Annotated in this window: 15 protein-coding genes; 14 read left to right on the plus strand and 1 reads right to left on the minus strand. The window is 68.8% G+C overall.

Annotated features, from left to right (window positions below; all coding sequences use genetic code 11):
- Positions 1-33 precede the first annotated feature (33 nt).
- From ligA to KIH31_RS08135, 9 genes are all read left to right on the plus strand, one after another.
- Positions 34-2340, plus strand: a complete 2307-nt coding sequence (gene ligA, locus KIH31_RS08095; RefSeq protein ID WP_307857597.1) for an NAD-dependent DNA ligase LigA — start codon at positions 34-36, stop codon at positions 2338-2340.
- Positions 2337-3167 carry an inositol monophosphatase family protein gene (locus tag KIH31_RS08100; RefSeq protein WP_214426579.1) on the plus strand — a complete coding sequence of 277 codons (831 nt, stop codon included), beginning with the start codon at positions 2337-2339 and terminating at the stop codon, positions 3165-3167. Before ligA ends, KIH31_RS08100 begins: the two co-directional genes overlap by 4 nt.
- Entirely contained in the window at positions 3164-3628 is a 465-nt protein-coding gene (locus KIH31_RS08105) for a DUF2087 domain-containing protein (protein WP_214426580.1), read from the plus strand. The genes KIH31_RS08100 and KIH31_RS08105 overlap by 4 nt, the downstream gene beginning before the upstream one ends.
- Before the next feature lie 38 nt (positions 3629-3666).
- Positions 3667-5058 carry a CoA transferase gene (locus KIH31_RS08110; protein WP_214426581.1) on the plus strand — a complete coding sequence of 464 codons (1392 nt, stop codon included), beginning with the start codon at positions 3667-3669 and terminating at the stop codon, positions 5056-5058.
- Between the two features lie 32 nt (positions 5059-5090).
- Positions 5091-5600, plus strand: a complete 510-nt coding sequence (locus KIH31_RS08115) for a GNAT family N-acetyltransferase (RefSeq protein WP_214426811.1) — start codon at positions 5091-5093, stop codon at positions 5598-5600.
- Between the two features lie 272 nt (positions 5601-5872).
- Positions 5873-6169, plus strand: a complete 297-nt coding sequence (gatC, locus tag KIH31_RS08120; RefSeq protein ID WP_214426582.1) for an Asp-tRNA(Asn)/Glu-tRNA(Gln) amidotransferase subunit GatC — start codon at positions 5873-5875, stop codon at positions 6167-6169.
- A 9-nt stretch (positions 6170-6178) separates the two neighbouring features.
- Positions 6179-7687, plus strand: coding sequence for an Asp-tRNA(Asn)/Glu-tRNA(Gln) amidotransferase subunit GatA (gene gatA / locus KIH31_RS08125; RefSeq protein WP_214426583.1), 1509 nt, complete (start codon positions 6179-6181; stop codon positions 7685-7687).
- Complete coding sequence (gatB, locus tag KIH31_RS08130; RefSeq protein WP_214426584.1) at positions 7687-9186, plus strand: Asp-tRNA(Asn)/Glu-tRNA(Gln) amidotransferase subunit GatB; 1500 nt, start codon at positions 7687-7689, stop codon at positions 9184-9186. Before gatA ends, gatB begins: the two co-directional genes overlap by 1 nt.
- Before the next feature lie 238 nt (positions 9187-9424).
- Complete coding sequence (locus tag KIH31_RS08135) at positions 9425-10078, plus strand: DUF5666 domain-containing protein (protein WP_214426585.1); 654 nt, start codon at positions 9425-9427, stop codon at positions 10076-10078.
- Positions 10079-10111: 33 nt separating this feature from the next.
- Here KIH31_RS08135 and KIH31_RS08140 read toward each other — a convergent pair whose 3' ends face one another.
- Positions 10112-10843 (minus strand): glutamine amidotransferase, encoded by a 732-nt coding sequence (locus KIH31_RS08140; protein WP_214426586.1) that lies wholly within the window; start codon positions 10841-10843, stop codon positions 10112-10114.
- Between the two features lie 105 nt (positions 10844-10948).
- Between KIH31_RS08140 and tdh the strand changes: the two genes are divergently transcribed.
- The 5 genes from tdh to KIH31_RS08165 all read left to right on the plus strand — a co-directional run bounded on the left by tdh (position 10949) and on the right by KIH31_RS08165 (position 16347).
- Positions 10949-11992 (plus strand): L-threonine 3-dehydrogenase, encoded by a 1044-nt coding sequence (tdh, locus tag KIH31_RS08145; RefSeq protein WP_214426587.1) that lies wholly within the window; start codon positions 10949-10951, stop codon positions 11990-11992.
- Positions 11993-12004: 12 nt separating this feature from the next.
- The gene (locus tag KIH31_RS08150) at positions 12005-13210 is read left to right on the plus strand and encodes a glycine C-acetyltransferase (protein WP_214426588.1); all 1206 of its coding nucleotides are present in this window, start codon (positions 12005-12007) and stop codon (positions 13208-13210) included.
- A gap of 190 nt (positions 13211-13400) precedes the next feature.
- Positions 13401-14561: an extracellular solute-binding protein gene (locus KIH31_RS08155; RefSeq protein WP_214426589.1), complete on the plus strand. Its 1161-nt coding sequence runs from the start codon at positions 13401-13403 to the stop codon at positions 14559-14561.
- Positions 14558-15505: a sugar ABC transporter permease gene (locus KIH31_RS08160; protein ID WP_307857581.1), complete on the plus strand. Its 948-nt coding sequence runs from the start codon at positions 14558-14560 to the stop codon at positions 15503-15505. The genes KIH31_RS08155 and KIH31_RS08160 overlap by 4 nt, the downstream gene beginning before the upstream one ends.
- Positions 15502-16347, plus strand: coding sequence for an ABC transporter permease (locus KIH31_RS08165; protein WP_250545659.1), 846 nt, complete (start codon positions 15502-15504; stop codon positions 16345-16347). The genes KIH31_RS08160 and KIH31_RS08165 overlap by 4 nt, the downstream gene beginning before the upstream one ends.
- The last annotated feature ends 25 nt before the right edge of the window (positions 16348-16372 follow it).

Raw genomic sequence — 16372 nt, forward strand, 5'->3', positions numbered from 1 at the left:
GTCAAAGAGGCGAACGAATCCAGGAAGGCCGGCATCGCGGCGGCCCGCAAGTCCGAGCGGGTGGAGGGCACCCCGCCGCCCGAGGCTCTGCGGGAGGAATACGAGGGCCTCGTCGAAGAGGTGCGCAAGCACCGTTTCGCCTATTACGGCGAGGACCAGCCGCTGATCTCCGATGCCGAATACGACGCCCTCTACCGCCGGCTCGAGGAAATCGAAGGTTTGCACCCGGAGCTGGTCGCCAACGACTCGCCCACCCAGGAGGTCGGCGGGGAGGTCTCCGCGGCGTTCGCACCGGTGCAGCACCTGCAGCGCATGTACAGCCTTGAGGACGTTTTCTCGCTGGAGGAGCTCGAGGCCTGGGTTCGCAAGGCCGAGGCATCCGTGGCGAAGGTGGGCGACGACGGCGGCCTGCGATGGCTGACGGAGCTGAAGATCGACGGCCTGGCGGTGAACCTGCTCTACCGCGAGGGCAAGCTGGTCCGTGCGGCCACCCGCGGCGACGGGACCACAGGTGAGGACATCACCCACAACGCGCTCACCATCAAGGACATCCCGCAGCAGCTCACCGGCGGGAACGTGCCCGCGGAGGTGGAAGTCCGCGGAGAGGTGTTCATTCCCTCGAAGGCGTTCCTGCAGCTGAACGAGACGATGGTGGAGGCGGGCAAGGCGCCGTTCGCCAACCCCCGCAACGCCGCCGCCGGGTCGCTGCGGCAGAAGGACCCGGCCGTCACGGCACAGCGCCCGCTGAGCATGTACGTGCACGGCATCGGCGCGCGCGACGGGCTGGAACCGGCCACCCAGTCGCAGACCTATGCGTACCTGAAGGAGTGGGGCCTGCCCACCAGCCCGTACTACAAGGTGCTGCCGGACCTCGACGAGGTGCTCGAGTTCATCGCGCACTACGGCACGCACCGGCACGACCTGCTCCACGAGATCGACGGGATCGTGGTGAAGGTGGACAGTTTCGCCACTCAGCGGGCCCTGGGCTACACGTCCCGGGTGCCGCGGTGGGCGGTTGCCTACAAGTACCCGCCGGAAGAGGTCAACACCAAGCTGCTGGACATCCGGGTCAACGTCGGCCGGACCGGCAGGGTCACCCCGTACGGCCTGATGGAACCGGTGAAGGTGGCCGGCTCGACGGTGGAGATGGCCACCCTTCACAACCAGGAGGTGGTCAAGGCCAAGGGTGTGAAAATCGGCGACATCGTGGTGCTGCGCAAGGCAGGCGACGTGATCCCCGAGATCGTCGGTCCCGTCGTCGCGCTGCGGGACCAGCAGGACCCGCCGGTGCGGGACTTCGTGATGCCCACGCACTGCCCGGCCTGCGGCACCAAGCTCGCACCCGCCAAGGAAGGGGACGTGGACATCCGCTGCCCCAACTCCCGTTCCTGCCCGTCGCAGCTGCGCGAGCGCGTGTTCCACCTGGCATCCCGCGGCGCCTTCGACATCGAAGCGCTCGGCTGGGAGGCAGCCATCGCGCTGACCCAGCCGGCCGAGCCCGCCACCCCGCCGCTGACTTCCGAAGCCGCGGTGTTCGACCTCACCCCGGAGGATCTCGCCGGGGTGCGCATCGAGCGGGAGAAGAAGGCCAAGGGTGTCCCGACGGGCCAGTTCGAGCTGGTGCCGTACTTCTACACCAAGGGCACCGCCAAGAAGCCCTCCGAGCCGACAGCCACCACGGTCAAGCTGTTCCAGGAGCTCGAAAAAGCCAAGTCGCAGCCGCTCTGGCGCGTGCTGGTGGCGTTGTCCATCCGGCATGTCGGCCCGACGGCGTCGCGCGCCCTGGCGACGGCGTTCGGCTCCATGGACGCCATCCGGGCCGCCAGCGAGCAGCAGCTCGCCGAGGTCGACGGCGTCGGACCCACCATCGCGGCCGCCCTGGTCAAATGGTTTGCCGAGGACTGGCACCGCGAGATCGTGGACCGCTGGGCCGCCGCCGGCGTGCGGATGCGCGACGAAGTGGACGAGAGCACTCCGCGCACCCTGGAGGGCCTGACCGTCGTCGTCACCGGAAGCCTGGAGAACTACAGCCGGGACGAGGCGAAGGAAGCGATCATCACCCGCGGCGGCAAGGCGGCCGGATCCGTCTCCAGGAACACGGATTACGTGGTGGCAGGGGAGAACGCCGGCACCAAGCTGGACAAGGCCGAACAACTGGGCATTCCGGTCCTGGACGAGGCCGGCTTCGCCCGCCTGCTCGCGGAGGGCCCGGTGACGGAGGAAGCGGTGCCCGCGGAGGAAGAGCTGCCGGGCGGGGAAGCCCCGACTGCGGAGGATGCCGTGCCGGCGGAGGACGCCGTGCCGGCGGAGGATGCCGTGCCGGCGGAGGAGGCGGAATGAGCGCCGGGAACGGGCTCCTGCAGGAACTGCTCGCGGTGGCCACGGAGGCGGCGGCCGCGGGAGCCGCGGTCCTGCAGGGCAGGCCGGAAGGCGCCCTGGCGGCGAGCAACAAGGCTTCGGACAGCGACTGGGTCACTGAATTCGATGTCGCCGCCGAGAAAGCGGTGCGGGCCGTGCTGGCAGAGCGCCGTCCGCACGACTCGGTTACCGGGGAGGAACTGGGAACCACAGTCGCGGAGGGATCCTCCGGGGTCCGCTGGTCGGTGGACCCGCTGGACGGCACCACCAACTTCATCCGCGACATCGCGTATTACTGCACGTCGGTCGCCGCGGTCACGGAGGACGGCGAATGGCTGGCCGGGGTGGTCCAGGCGCCGGTCCTCGGCAGGCGCTACTGGGCGGTGCGCGGCGGCGGGGCCTGGTGCGAATCCAGGTCCGGAGTGCGCCGGCTGACCGGTCCGGAGCCGGGGCGCCGGGGCAAGATCCTGGCCACCGGCCTCTCCTACGATCCGGCCACCCGGGTGGGGCAGTACCGTCAGCTGCCGCGGCTGATGGAAGGGTTCGGGGACCTGCGCCGCCTCGGTTCAGCCGCCCTGGACCTGTGCCTGGTGGCGGACGGCACGCATGACGCCTACATCGAACGCGGCCTCAATGAACACGACTTCGCCGCCGGGGCCCTGATCGCTGAGGAGGCCGGCGCCGCCGTGTGGCGTCCGGTGCTCGACCCGAGCCTGCCCGAGGAGGAGCGCGACGAGCAGCGGCTCAACTCGTGGCTGATGGCCTGCGCCCCGGATCTGGAGGCGCGCCTCCGGGAGGCCGTTCGATGACGGTGGCCTGGCAGCAGGTTTTCGCGGCCCTGGCCAACGACCGCCTCCGCCAGGTGTACGCCGAATGGGTGCTGGGCATTTACGGCGGTGCCGGGGACACTGAGCTGCGCAAGCTCGCTGCCGTCGGCCTGCTGGAGCACGCCGAGGACGGGTACCGGGTCGCACCCGGCATGTTCAAGGAGGTCCTGGCGGCCTCCGCGCGGCCAAAGCCGGCCGGCGTGGACAGGTTTTTCCACGACGGGCGCATCCTGGGCATTCCGCGCAAGCAGGAGGACCGGGACGAGCTCTTTGGGCATCTGGCCGTGCGGCTCTTCGGCGCCGAGGAGGTCCTGGACGAGGCGTGGGTGAACCGGCTGCTCGCCACGGTGACCACCGACGTGCCCACCCTGCGGCGGGCACTTGTTGATTTCGGCTTCCTGCAGCGGGATCCTGACGGTAGCCAGTACTGGCGCAGCGCCTGACCACCACGCCGGAGAACCGGCAGTCCGGAGGGAAGCCGATGAATCCGCGCAGAGACGACGTCGTCCGCGACTGGGTGGAACGCTGGGTCGAGGCGACCGGCGGACACCCGAATGACGCCGGCTACTTGCTCATCGAAGGCACGACCGTGCTGCCGTCGGTGTTCCCAGTGGCTGACTTTTGCTCAGCATCCGTCGGCACGGCCGGTCTCGCAGCGGCCGCGCTGGCCCGGGCGCTGGGAGCCGCGCCGGCAGCGGTGACGGTCGACCGCGGACTGACCGCGCACTGGTTCGGCACGAGCCTGATCCCGCAGGGCTGGAAGGTGCCGCCCGCATGGGATGCGCTGGCGGGGGACTACCCGACGTCGGGCGGCTGGATCCGGCTGCACACCAATGCCGCGCACCACCGCCGCGCCGCGCTGGCGGCGCTTGGCCTGCCGGCCGACACCGCGTCGCGGACGGAGGTTGCCGACGTCGTCGCGCGTTGGCGGGCGAAGGATCTCGAGGAGGCCGTCGTGGCCGCGGGGGGCTGCGCCGCGCGAATGCTCACGAAGGCCCAGTGGAGGGCCCACCCGCAGGGCTCCGCCGTCGCCTCCGAGCCGCTGGTCCACTGGCGCGAACGCGCGCCGCGGGAGCCCCGGGCCGCCACCGGCACTCCCGAGCGGCCGCTGAGGGGGGTGAAGGTGCTTGACCTGACGCGCGTGCTGGCCGGGCCCGTTGCGACCAGGTTCCTCGCCGGTCTCGGGGCGGACGTGCTGCGCATCGACCCGCCCGGCTGGTCCGAGCCCTCGATCGAACCGGACACCACCCTCGGCAAGCGCTGCGCCAGGCTGGACCTGACCGTTCCCGGGGACAGGGAGATTTTCTCCGGGCTGCTCGCGGAGGCGGACATCTTGGTGCACGGCTACCGGCCCTCGGCGTTGGACCGCCTCGGTTTCGGCGACGACGAGCTCGCCGAACGGCACCCCGGGCTGGTGAACCTGTCGCTGAACGCGTACGGGTGGACGGGGCCGTGGGCGGACCGCCGCGGATTCGACTCGCTCGTGCAGATGAGCAGCGGCATCGCTGACGCCGGCATGCGCGCCACCGTCTCCGCTGTGCCCCGGCCGCTGCCGGTGCAGGCGCTGGACCATGCGACCGGGCACCTGCTGGCCGCCGCGGCCCTGAACGCGTGGAGCGCCCGGCTCGGCGGCCGTGTGTTCCAGGCCAGGCTGTCCCTTGCGCGAACCGCCACGGAGCTGCTCGCCGTTCACGGCGCCGGCCTGGACGACGGCACCTCGGTGCCTCCGGCGGCCAGCTTCCGCTCGACGCCGGAGGAGACGGCCTGGGGGCCGGCCCTGAGGCTGGAACCGCCGGTGCACTTCGCGGGCACTAGGATTGAATGGCATTTGCCCGCACGCGGCACCGGCTCGGCCGACGCCCGCTGGCAGTGACGCCCCGCCGCAACCTCGAACGAATTGTCCCGATGACCTCCTCCCCGCATGTCCTGATCCGCCCTGCCTCCGCCGCCGACTTCGACGACGTCGCCCGCCTGACCCGGGACGCCTACCTCGCGGCCGGGTACTTCGAGAGCGCCGAGCACCCCTACATGCAGCACCTGCAGGACGTGGCCAGCCGGGCCGCGGTGGCGGATGTCTGGGTGGCCGAGGCGGACGGAGCCGTCGCCGGATCGGTCACCGTCGTCACGGCCGGAAACCCGTACGCGGACATTGCGCGCGGGGACGAGGTCGAATTCCGCATGCTCGCGGTGGACCCGGCCGTGCAGCGCGGCGGGATCGGCCGGGCGCTGGTGGACGCCGTCGTCGACCATGCCCGCAGCACCGAAGGCATCTGCGCTGTGTCCCTCACCAGCGGGACGGACATGGTGCGGGCCCACCGGCTCTACGAAACCCTGGGCTTTGACCGCGTGCCCGAACGCGACTGGCTGGTGCCGGGCACGGACATCAGGCTGCTCGTCTTCCGCCTCGCGCTCTGAGCTGGAGAGTCTTCGGCAGGGGAGGAGAAACAGGCCCTTCGCACGCGAAGCCCTGGCTTCAGCCGGTTTCGCCTCCTGGCGTGAAGATCGGAGCGCCCAAGGCCCGCGGGTTTGCACACAATGACGCCTCGGCGGCCCTGGAGGCGGCATGTTCTGCACAGTCGCGGGGCCGCGAGGACGACGACGACGGCGCACGCCCGCGAAACGGCGCACCGGGGCGCCGGTAGACTAGCGGGGAACCCACTTTCCGATTCACCTTCCAGGGGAGATTCATGGCTGAAATCAACCGTGAGGACGTCGTGCACCTCGCACGGCTGGCTCACATCGACATGGGCGACGCCGAACTGGACAGGATGGCGGGCGAACTGGCCGTCATCGTGGACGCAGTCAAGGCTGTCAGCGCCGTGGCCGGGGACGACGTGCCGGCCACCTCGCACCCGATCCCGTTGAGCAACGTCTTCCGCGAGGACGTGGTCGGCCACACCCTGACCGCCGAGCAGGCACTCTCCGGGGCGCCGGACTCCGAGGACGGCCGCTTCAAGGTCCCCGCAATCCTGGATGAGGAGTAAGGCGCGAGCATGTCTGAACTGATCAAGAATTCCGCCGCGGTCCTGGCTGCGAAGCTGGCCGCGGGCGAGGTGTCCGCCGTCGAGGTCACCCAGGCCCACCTGGACCGGATCGCCGACGTCGACGGGGACGTGAACGCGTTCCTGCACGTGAACACCGAGGAAGCGCTGGCCGTCGCGGCCGGCGTGGACAAGTCCCGCGCGGCGGGCGAGCAACTGCACGCCCTCGCCGGGGTGCCGATCGCGGTCAAGGACCTCATCGTCACCGTCGGCCAGCCCACCACCGCCGGCTCGAAGATCCTCGAGGGCTGGCACAGCCCGTACGACGCCACGGTCGTGAAGAAGCTGCGCGCCGCCCGGATGCCCATCCTGGGCAAGACCAACCTGGACGAGTTCGCCATGGGCTCCTCCACCGAACACTCCGCCTTCGGCCCCACCCGCAACCCGTGGGACCTGGACCGCATCCCCGGCGGCTCCGGCGGCGGGTCCGCTGCCGCCGTCGCGGCCTTCGAAGCGCCGCTGGCGCTGGGCACGGACACCGGCGGCTCCATCCGCCAGCCGGGCGCCGTCACCGGCACGGTGGGCGTGAAGCCGACCTACGGCGGCGTGTCCCGTTACGGCGCGATCGCGATGGCGTCCTCGCTGGACCAGATCGGCCCGGTCTCCCGGTCGGTGCTGGATTCGGCGCTGCTGCATGAAGTCATCGGCGGCCACGACCCGTTCGACTCGACCTCCCTGCCGGATCCGGTGGGCAGCCTCGTCGAAGCCGCCAAGCGCGGGGACGTGAAGGGCCTGCGGATCGGCGTCGTGAAGGAACTCGGCGGGGAGGGCTACCAGCCCGGCGTGCAGGCACGCTTCGCCGAGGCGCTGGAGCTGCTGCGCGGCGCCGGGGCCGAGATCGTCGAGGTCTCCTGCCCGAACTTCGAGCACGCCCTCGGCGCCTACTACCTGATCATGCCCTCCGAGGCGTCCTCCAACCTGGCAAAGTTCGACGGCGTCCGGTACGGCCTGCGGGTCCTGCCCGAGGACGGGCCGATGACCATCGAGCGCGTCATGGGTGCCACCCGCGCCGCCGGCTTCGGCGACGAGGTCAAGCGCCGGATCATCCTGGGCACCTACGCCCTCTCCGCCGGCTACTACGACGCGTACTACGGCTCGGCGCAGAAGGTCCGCACGCTCATCCAGCGCGATTTCGACGCCGCGTTCGCGCAGGCCGACGTGCTGATTTCCCCGACCGCGCCGACCACGGCGTTCAAGCTGGGGGAGAAGCTGGATGATCCGCTGGCGATGTACCTGAACGACGTCGCGACCATCCCCGCGAACATGGCCGGCGTGCCCGGACTGTCGCTGCCCGGCGGCCTCGCCGAGGAAGACGGCCTGCCGGTGGGCGTGCAGTTGCTCGCCCCGGCCCGCGAGGATGCCCGCCTGTACCGGGTGGGCGCCGTGCTGGAATCACTGCTTGAGGAAAAGTGGGGCGGCCCGCTGCTGGCCCAGGCCCCCGTGCTGGGAGGTTCGCGCTGATGAGCGATCAGATTCTGTCCTTCGATGAAGCCATGGAGAAGTACGACCCTGTCCTGGGCTTCGAGGTGCACGTCGAGCTGAACACCAGGACCAAGATGTTCTCCTCTGCGCCGAACGTCTTCGGCGACGAGCCGAACACCAACGTCAACGAGGTGGACCTGGGACTGCCCGGCGTCCTGCCCGTGGTGAACAAGACCGCCGTCGAGTCCTCGATCAAGATCGGCCTGGCCCTGGGCTGCAAGATCGCCGACAAGAGCCACTTCGCCCGGAAGAACTACTTCTACCCGGACACCCCGAAGAACTTCCAGACCTCGCAGTACGACGAGCCGATCGCCTACGACGGTTCGATCGACATCGAACTGGAGGACGGCACCGTCTTCACGGTCGCCATCGAGCGCGCGCACATGGAGGAGGACGCCGGCAAGCTGACCCACATGGGCGGGGCCACCGGGCGCATCCAGGGCGCCGAATTCTCGCTGGTGGACTACAACCGTGCCGGCGTCCCGCTGGTCGAGATCGTCACCAAGCCCATCGAGGGCGCGGGCCGGCGGGCTCCGGAGCTGGCCAAGGCGTACGTCGCGGCGATCCGTGAGATCGTCAAGAACCTCGGCGTGTCCGACGCGCGGATGGAACGCGGCAACGTGCGCTGCGACGCCAACGTGTCGCTGCGCCCGCACGGCCAGGAGCGTTTCGGGATCCGCTCGGAGACCAAGAACGTGAACTCTCTGCGCGCCGTCGAGCACGCGGTCCGGTACGAGATCCAGCGGCACGCGGCCGTGCTGGACTCCGGCGAGCCCGTGGTGCAGGAGACCCGGCACTGGCACGAGGACACCCGCTCCACCACGGCGGGGCGGCCCAAGTCCGACGCGGACGACTACCGGTACTTCCCGGAACCGGACCTGGTTCCGGTCGTGGCGTCCCGGGAATGGGTCGAGGAACTGCGCGCCCAGCTGCCCGAGCCGCCGGCCGAGCGCCGCAAGCGGCTGAAGGAAGCCTGGGGCTACTCCGACCTGGAGTTCCGCGACGTCGTCAACGCCGGCGTGCTGGACGAGATCGAGGAAACCATCGCCGCCGGCACGACGGCCGCCGTCGCCCGCAAGTGGTGGATGGGCGAGATCGCCCGCCGCGCCAAGCTGGCCGAAGTGGACCCGGCGGATCTGGGCGTCAGCCCGCAGACCATCGTGGACCTGAACCGGCTGATCGAGTCCGGCAAGATCAACGACAAGCTGGCCCGCGAGGTGCTCGACGGCGTCCTCGCCGGCGAAGGCACCCCCGCAGAGGTCGTGGACAAGCGCGGCCTGGCCGTGGTGTCCGACGACGGCGCGCTGCTCGAGGCGATCGACGCCGCGCTGGCCGCCCAGCCGGACGTCGCGGACAAGATCCGCGGCGGAAAGGTGCAGGCAATCGGAGCGATTGTGGGCGGCGTCATGAAGGCGACCAAGGGCCAGGCCGACGCCGGCCGCGTCCGGGAGCTCATCCTGGAGCGCCTCGGCGTTTAGCACCTCAGTCAGCCCTCACAGGCGCACCGCGGGCCGTCCTTTCCCAAAGGGGCGGCCCGCCGGCGTCTCCGGGGCCTGCAAAGTCGCGCATGTGGTCCGCCCCCGGCCCCGCCGCAGTCCGCCGGGAGTTCTTGAGGTGTTTCACAGGGCCGCCACAGGTACGGACCCCACAATCGAGATGTCGGCGTGATACAGCCGGCACCCTGGGGCACTGCGAAAGGATTTTTCAATGTCGTCAATGTCACCTCTGAACAGCCCGGAGGCTCCGAAGAACCGGCGCCTGCGCACACTGCTCATTGCCGGGGGCGTCACCGTCGCCCTCTCCGGCGCCGGCGCGGCCGCGGTCTTCGCCGCCACCAACACCGCCACACCCTCGCCCTCGCCGTCGGCCACGCCCGGCCAGCAGAACGGCATGCGCGGGCCGATGAAGGGCCTGCGCGGCATGATGAACGCCCTGCACGGCGAGTTCGTGGTCCAGCGCAACGGCAGCTACGTCACGGTCCTGCTCCAGAAGGGCACGGTCGACGCCGTCAGCAGCACCTCGATCACTGTCAAAAGCGCTGACGGGTTCAGCCAGACCTATGCGATCAACGACAAGACCGTCATCCGCAAGGTCGACACCACGTCCTCGCAGCGGCCCGCCAAGGTCTCGGCGTCGGACCTGAAGTCCGGCGACGAGGTCCGCATCGTCGGCGACAAGTCCGGCAGCGGCGTCACCGCCACGAACATCGTGGACGGCAAGCTCGGCGGATTCGGCCAGAACGCCCAGGGCCGGCACGGCATGGGCGGCATGCGCGGCATGCACCGCCAGGACGGGGACTCGGACGATCAGCAGCAACAGCAGTCGCCGTCGCCCTCACCGAGTGCCCTGCCGGGAGTCTTCTCCTCCTGACGCCTTCGGCACCAATGGCATTCCCGTGGCCCGTTACCTCCCGTAGCGGGCCACGAATGCTGAGAGGATCCGTTTCGGCACCTCCACCTCGAGCGGCCGCAGCGACTCCTTGAGCGCATCAGCCTCTTCCGGCGGGAAGTACCCTGCATGCCGGTACACGTCGATCCGGGTGAGGATGCCTTCCACGTCCAGTTCGGGGTGGAACTGGGTGGCGTACAGGTTCTGCCGGACCCGGAACATCTGCACCGGGCATGCGGCCGAAGAAGCAAGTACGACGGCGTGGGCCGGCAGCTGCCGGACGGCCTCCTTGTGCCCCACGAAAGCAGGAAAGGACGCCGGAAGCCCGCGCAGCAGCGGATCCTCGCGGCCGGCGGCGCTCACTGTCACCTCGACCGCCCCGATCGGTTCACCGAAGGTGCGGTCCACCACGGCGCCCTGGTGCCGCCCGAGCGAGCCGATGCCGTAGCACGCGCCCAGGAACGGGAAATCCAGCTGTACCAGGCGGTCCAGCACCGCGCCCAGTTCCGCCTCGACACGGCGCTGCACGGCGGACTTGCGCTCCTCGGGGTCGCTGGAATTGAACGGGCTGCCGCCGAGGAAGACGCCGCTGTAGCGGTCCAGGTCCAGTTCCGGCACGGGGCCGGCCTCCATCCGCACCCGGTGCAGGTCCCGCTCATGCAGACCGCCGTACTCGAGGAACGCCCGGTACTCGTCATCGCCGGCGGCGTCCTCGGGGCGGCACGCGAGCAGCAGGAACGGCTTCATGAGCCGATGGTACCGCCCAACCCTTATGGTTGAACTGACCGACCGGTCACTCAGCGGGCCGGTACCGAAACCCCAGCGCAACGACGCGCTGAAAGGAAGCCACGAGTGAAGGCGCTCTACAAGTCCGGCCCACAGGCCGGCCTCGAACTGGTCGACCGTCCGGTGCCGCAACCCGGCCCCGCGGACGTGCTGATCCGGGTCATCACCACCGGAATCTGCGGCACCGACCTGCACATCCAGTCCTGGGACAAGGCCGCGCAGGCCATGCTCACGCCCCCCGTCATCCCCGGCCACGAGTTCTACGGCGAGGTGGCCGCAACCGGAGACGAAGTCCGCAACGTCACGGTGGGGGACATGGTCTCCGGGGAGGGCCACATCGTCTGCGGCCTGTGCCGCAACTGCCGGGCCGGCCGCCGACAACTGTGCATCCACACGGTTTCCGTGGGCGTCCAGCGGGACGGCGCGTTCGCCGAGTACGTCGTGCTCCCGGAAAGCAACGTCTGGGTCCACCATGAGGCCATCACCCCGGAGCTGGGCGCCATCTTCGACCCGTTCGGCAACGCCGTGCACACCGCCCTGACCTTCCGGCTCGTGGGCGAGGACGTGCTGATCACCGGCGCCGGGCCCATCGGGTTGATGGCGGTCGCCGTCGCCCGCCACGCCGGCGCCCGTTTCATTGTGATCACCGATGTCAGCGAGCCCCGGCTCGCCCTGGCCCGCACCATGGGAGCGGACCTGGCCATCAACGTCGGCACGACGTCGGTCAGCGAAGCCCAGCGCAGCCTCGGCATGAAGGAGGGGTTCGACGTCGGCATGGAAATGTCCGGGCATCCGGCCGCGCTGCCCGACATGATCAGGAACATGAACCACGGCGGCCGGATTGCGATGCTGGGCCTGCCGTCGTCGCCCGTCGACATCGACTGGGGCATTGTGGTCACGCACATGCTCACGTTGAAGGGCATCTACGGCCGCGAAATGTTCGAGACCTGGAACGCGATGAGTGCCATCCTGCAGTCCGACGCGCGGCTGCACGCGGCGGTCTCCAGCGTGGTCACCGACAAGCTGCCGGCAGCGGAATGGGAGCGCGGCTTCGACCTGGCGCGGCAGGGCGTCGGCGGCAAGGTTGTGCTCGACTGGACAGAAATCTAGGGCAGGAGAGAGATGTACTCAGCAATCAAGACCCAGCTGGCCGGCGAGCTGGAGGAACTGCGCAGTTCCGGCCTGTTCAAGGCCGAGCGGCGGATCACCTCCCCGCAGTCCAGCCACATCTCCGCCGGTTCCGTCGCGGGCAACGGCCCGGCGAAGGAGGTGCTGAACTTCTGTGCCAACAACTACCTGGGCCTGGCCGACCACCCGGAGATCATCCGGGCGGCCAAGCACGCGATGGACGAGCGCGGCTTCGGCATGGCCTCGGTGCGCTTCATCTGCGGCACCCAGGACGTGCACCTGGAGCTTGAGTCCCGGGTCTCGGCTTTCCTCGGCACCGAGGATACGATTCTTTTTTCCTCCTGCTTCGACGCCAACGGCGGGGTCTTCGAATCCCTGCTCGGCGCCGAGGACGCGGTGATCTCCGATGCGCTGAACCACGCCTCCATCATCGACGGCATCCGGCTCAGCAAGGCCCGGCGGTTCCGGTACGCCAACCGGGACATGGCCGAACTCGAGGAGCGCCTGAAGGAAGCCTCCGGAGCCCGGCGCAAGCTGGTGGTCACCGACGGCGTCTTCTCCATGGACGGCTACTTCGCGCCGCTGAGGCAGATCTGCGAGCTGGCCGAGAAGTACGACGCCATGGTCATGGTCGATGACTCGCACGCCGTCGGCTTCATCGGGGCCACCGGAGCGGGCACACCCGAAGACGCCGGCGTTTCCGACCGCGTGGACATCTACACCGGCACCTTCGGCAAGGCGCTCGGCGGGGCCTCGGGAGGCTACGTCTCAGGCCGTGCGGAGGTCATCGCCATGCTCCGACAGAAGGCGCGGCCCTACCTTTTCTCGAACAGCCTCGCCCCGGCCATCGCCGCAGCGACGCTGAAGGCGCTGGACCTCGTAGCGGGAAGCGGGGAGTTGAGGGAGACGCTGCGCGCCAACGCCGCGCTCTTCCGCCGGCGGATGACGGAGGAGGGCTTCGATCTGCTCGACGGCGAACACGCCATCATCCCGGTGATGTTCGGCGACGCCGTACTCGCGGGCAGGATGGCCGAGGCGATGCTCGAGCACGGCGTGTATGTCACGGCGTTCAGCTTCCCGGTGGTGCCCCGCGGCGCGGCCCGCATCCGGGTCCAGCTTTCGGCGGCCCACAGCGCCGACGACGTCGAAGCCTGCGTGCAGGCCTTCACTGCCAGCCGGGCGGCCTTGGAAGGACGCTGAAACCTTTGGCGCGTGAACGCGTCTTCGACGGCTGCCCGCGGACCGCGCGCAGCCGTCGTCGCTTCGCCTGGCCGTAACTCCGAGTTCATTAGAACGTCAGGACATATTTACATCAGTAGGTCTGACTTGTACCATCGGTGCAATCCCTCGGGATTGCGTGATCCAACTCACTTCTGCGTAAGGAATCCACGTGGTACTCAAGCGTCTCATCCCGGCCGCCGCCGTCGTCGCCGCGGCCGCACTGACAACGACGGGGTGTGCGCAGAGCAGCACCGCCGCGTCCCAAGGCAACGGCGGTGGCTCCGATTCCAAGACCGTCACCGTCTTCATCAGCGGCGATGCCAACGTCCAGAACCTCTGGGAGAAGGCCCTCGTCCCCGCCTTTGAAAAGGCGAACCCCGGCTACAGCGTGAAGATCAACATCGATCTGCACGGCGAACACGACGCACAGACGCTCGCCAAACTGACCAGTGCCCATGAACAAAAGCAGGACCCGGGCTTCGACCTGGTGGATGCCGGTTTCGTGGCCAAGGCTTCGGCCGCCAACCTGCTCACCCCGGTCAGCCCGTCCTCCATTTCCGCCCTCTCGGATATCCCGGCCGATGTGGTGAAGGCCGGAGGCAGCGGCGGCATTCCCTACCGCGGCTCGGCGGTGCTGCTGGCGTACGACACGAAGACGGTACCCACGCCCCCGAAGACCCTCGACGATCTCCTGGCATGGATCAAGGCCCACCCGGGTAAGTTCACCTATAACTCGCCGAAGTCCGGCGGCTCCGGCGGCGCCTTCGTCGCGACAGTGCTGGACAAGTACGTTCCCGCCGATGCCCGGCAGAAGATGACCGTCGGCTACGAGAAGGATCTCGAGAGCTACTGGGACCAGGGCTTCGCGACCCTCAAGTCGCTGAACCCGTACGTCTACCAGAAGGGTGTGTACCCCAACGGCAACCAGCAGACGCTGGACCTGCTGGCCAGCGGCCAGATCTCGATGGCTCCCGTCTGGTCGGACCAGTTCATCACGGGCAAGACCAACGGACAGATCCCCGACTCGGTTGACGTCACGCAGATCTCCGACCCGTCCTTCACCGGCGGCGCCGCCTATCTCGGCATCCCCGCCAGCTCGCCCCGCCAGGAAGCGGCCCTGAAGCTCGCGAACTTCGTGCTCACCCCTGACGCCCAGGCTGCCATCGTCAAGCAGATCTCCGGGTTCCCGGCCATCTCGCTCGACAAGCTCCCGTCCGAGGTGAAGGCCAAGTTCAAGAACGCCGACACCAACAACCTGCGCAAGGGCTACTACGACCAGATGGGCAAGGACATCAACAACCTGTGGGACCAGAAGGTCCCGGGCCAGTGACAGTCACGCTCCCTGAGCGTACGGCCGACGCCGGAACGACCTCGGTGCGCAAGCGCCGGACGTTCCGGCCGGTCGGGTTCCTGCTGGCGCTGCCGCCGGTGCTGCTGATCCTCGTCTTCGTCGGATTTCCGATTGTGCTGGCCCTGGGGTTCAGCCTCGGCTTCACCGGCGGCCTGAACCACACGGTCGCCATCATCGGCCAGAACGTGCACGAGAGCACCAGCGGCTTCGGCACCCTCGCTGCCTACCAGGAGGTCTTCTCCAACCAGCGGTTCCTGACGGACCTGGGCGTCACCGTGCTGGTGACGGTGCTGGCGACCGTCCTCGTGATCAGCCTCGCTCTTGGCATCGGGCTGTTCCTGAAACTGCGCGGCGGCAGGATCGCCCGGCTGCTCTCGGGGCTCGCGATCGTTCCGCTGTTCATCCCGGTGGTGATCTCCTCGTGGGCCATCCTGACGTTCTACTCCGGTGACGGCTTCATGCGCAGCTTCTTCGCCCACCTCGGCGTCGAGTTCCCGGTGTGGTCCTTCACCATGGTCGCCGTGATCATCGGCTCCGTCTGGACCTCGCTGCCCTTCGCCACGCTGATGATCACCTCCGGGCTGCAGGCCGTTCCGGACGCGATGATCGAGGCCGCGCGCGACGCCGGCGCCGGGTTCGTGCGGATCGTGCTGTCCGTGATCGTCCCGATGGCGTTCATCCCGATCATCATCGCGACGACGTTCACCGCGATCGGCGTGGTCGGCTCGTTCACCGTGCCGTACTTCCTGGGGCCGAACTCGCCGAACATGCTAGGCGTGGACATGTCCAACTACTTCTCGTCCTTCAACCAGCCGCAGCAGTCCGTGGTGATGGCCTTCGCTGTCTTCGTGATCGCCTCCGGACTCGCGGCGCTCTATGTCTGGGCGAACTTCCGTTCGGCCAAGGAACAGGGGAAAGCATGACGGCGACCGTGACGCCCCGCCGCCGGAAGAGCGGACCCGGGCCGGCCGTGATGCTCCTGGTGGGCCTGTTCGTGCTGCTAATGACCATCTTCATTATCGGGCCGCTGGTCTGGCTTGGCCTGCACGCCTTCTCGGAGAGCTGGAGCTATCCGAACCTGCTGCCGTCGTCGTGGACGATGCGGTGGTGGCAGGTTGTGCTCAGCGACAAGTCGCTGGGTGTGGCCGTGCAGAACTCCCTGTTCTTCGCGCCGATGACAGTGCTTCTTTCCTCGATCATCTGCCTGCCCGCGGCCTACGCTTTCGCGCGCCACGAGTTCTGGGGGAGGAGGACCTTCCTCATCGGACTTTTCGCCACCAACGCGTTCCCGAAGATGGGGCTGTTCGTCACCATCGCCTCCCTGTTCTACGCACTGAACCTGATGAACACCATCACCGGCGTCCTGATCATCCACATCCTGGGCACCGTCGTGTTCATGACCTGGATCCCGGCCGCTGCCTTCGCGGCAGTGCCGCGCAGCCTGGAGGAGGCAGCGCGCGACGCCGGCGCATCGAAGCTGAGGGTGCTCACCTCCGTCACCCTCCCGATGGCCTTCCCCGGCATCCTGGTGGCGATGGTGATGTCCTTCCTGGCCTCCTTCGACGAGGCGCAGGGCACGTACCTGGTGGGCGCCCCGGTCTTCATGACCATGCCGACCCAGATGTACAGCCTGGTGCTGAACTATCCGAACCAGGTGGCGGCCGTGTTCTCCATCCTGCTGGCGATTCCGTCAGTGGCCCTGATGACGGCGGCCCACAAGCACATTGCCGGCGGCCACCTCGCCGAAGGCTTCCAGATCAAATGACGCTGTTTTCCACACGAGACGAGAC

The organism is Paenarthrobacter sp. DKR-5, assembly GCF_018531425.1.
Taxonomy (GTDB): domain Bacteria; phylum Actinomycetota; class Actinomycetes; order Actinomycetales; family Micrococcaceae; genus DKR-5.

Excerpts from the sequence above, each read along its gene's own strand:
- gatB (WP_214426584.1), top strand. The coding sequence starts at position 7,687 with ATGAGCGATCAGATTCTGTCCTTCGATGAAGCCATGGAGAAGTACGAC.
- KIH31_RS08105 (WP_214426580.1), top strand. The coding sequence starts at position 3,164 with ATGACGGTGGCCTGGCAGCAGGTTTTCGCGGCCCTGGCCAACGACCGC.
- KIH31_RS08165 (WP_250545659.1), top strand. The coding sequence starts at position 15,502 with ATGACGGCGACCGTGACGCCCCGCCGCCGGAAGAGCGGACCCGGGCCG.
- KIH31_RS08100 (WP_214426579.1), top strand. The coding sequence starts at position 2,337 with ATGAGCGCCGGGAACGGGCTCCTGCAGGAACTGCTCGCGGTGGCCACG.
- gatA (WP_214426583.1), top strand. The coding sequence starts at position 6,179 with ATGTCTGAACTGATCAAGAATTCCGCCGCGGTCCTGGCTGCGAAGCTG.
- KIH31_RS08115 (WP_214426811.1), top strand. The coding sequence starts at position 5,091 with ATGACCTCCTCCCCGCATGTCCTGATCCGCCCTGCCTCCGCCGCCGAC.
- KIH31_RS08150 (WP_214426588.1), top strand. The coding sequence starts at position 12,005 with ATGTACTCAGCAATCAAGACCCAGCTGGCCGGCGAGCTGGAGGAACTG.
- gatC (WP_214426582.1), top strand. The coding sequence starts at position 5,873 with ATGGCTGAAATCAACCGTGAGGACGTCGTGCACCTCGCACGGCTGGCT.
- KIH31_RS08135 (WP_214426585.1), top strand. The coding sequence starts at position 9,425 with ATGTCACCTCTGAACAGCCCGGAGGCTCCGAAGAACCGGCGCCTGCGC.
- KIH31_RS08140 (WP_214426586.1), bottom strand. The coding sequence starts at position 10,843 with ATGAAGCCGTTCCTGCTGCTCGCGTGCCGCCCCGAGGACGCCGCCGGC.
- KIH31_RS08110 (WP_214426581.1), top strand. The coding sequence starts at position 3,667 with ATGAATCCGCGCAGAGACGACGTCGTCCGCGACTGGGTGGAACGCTGG.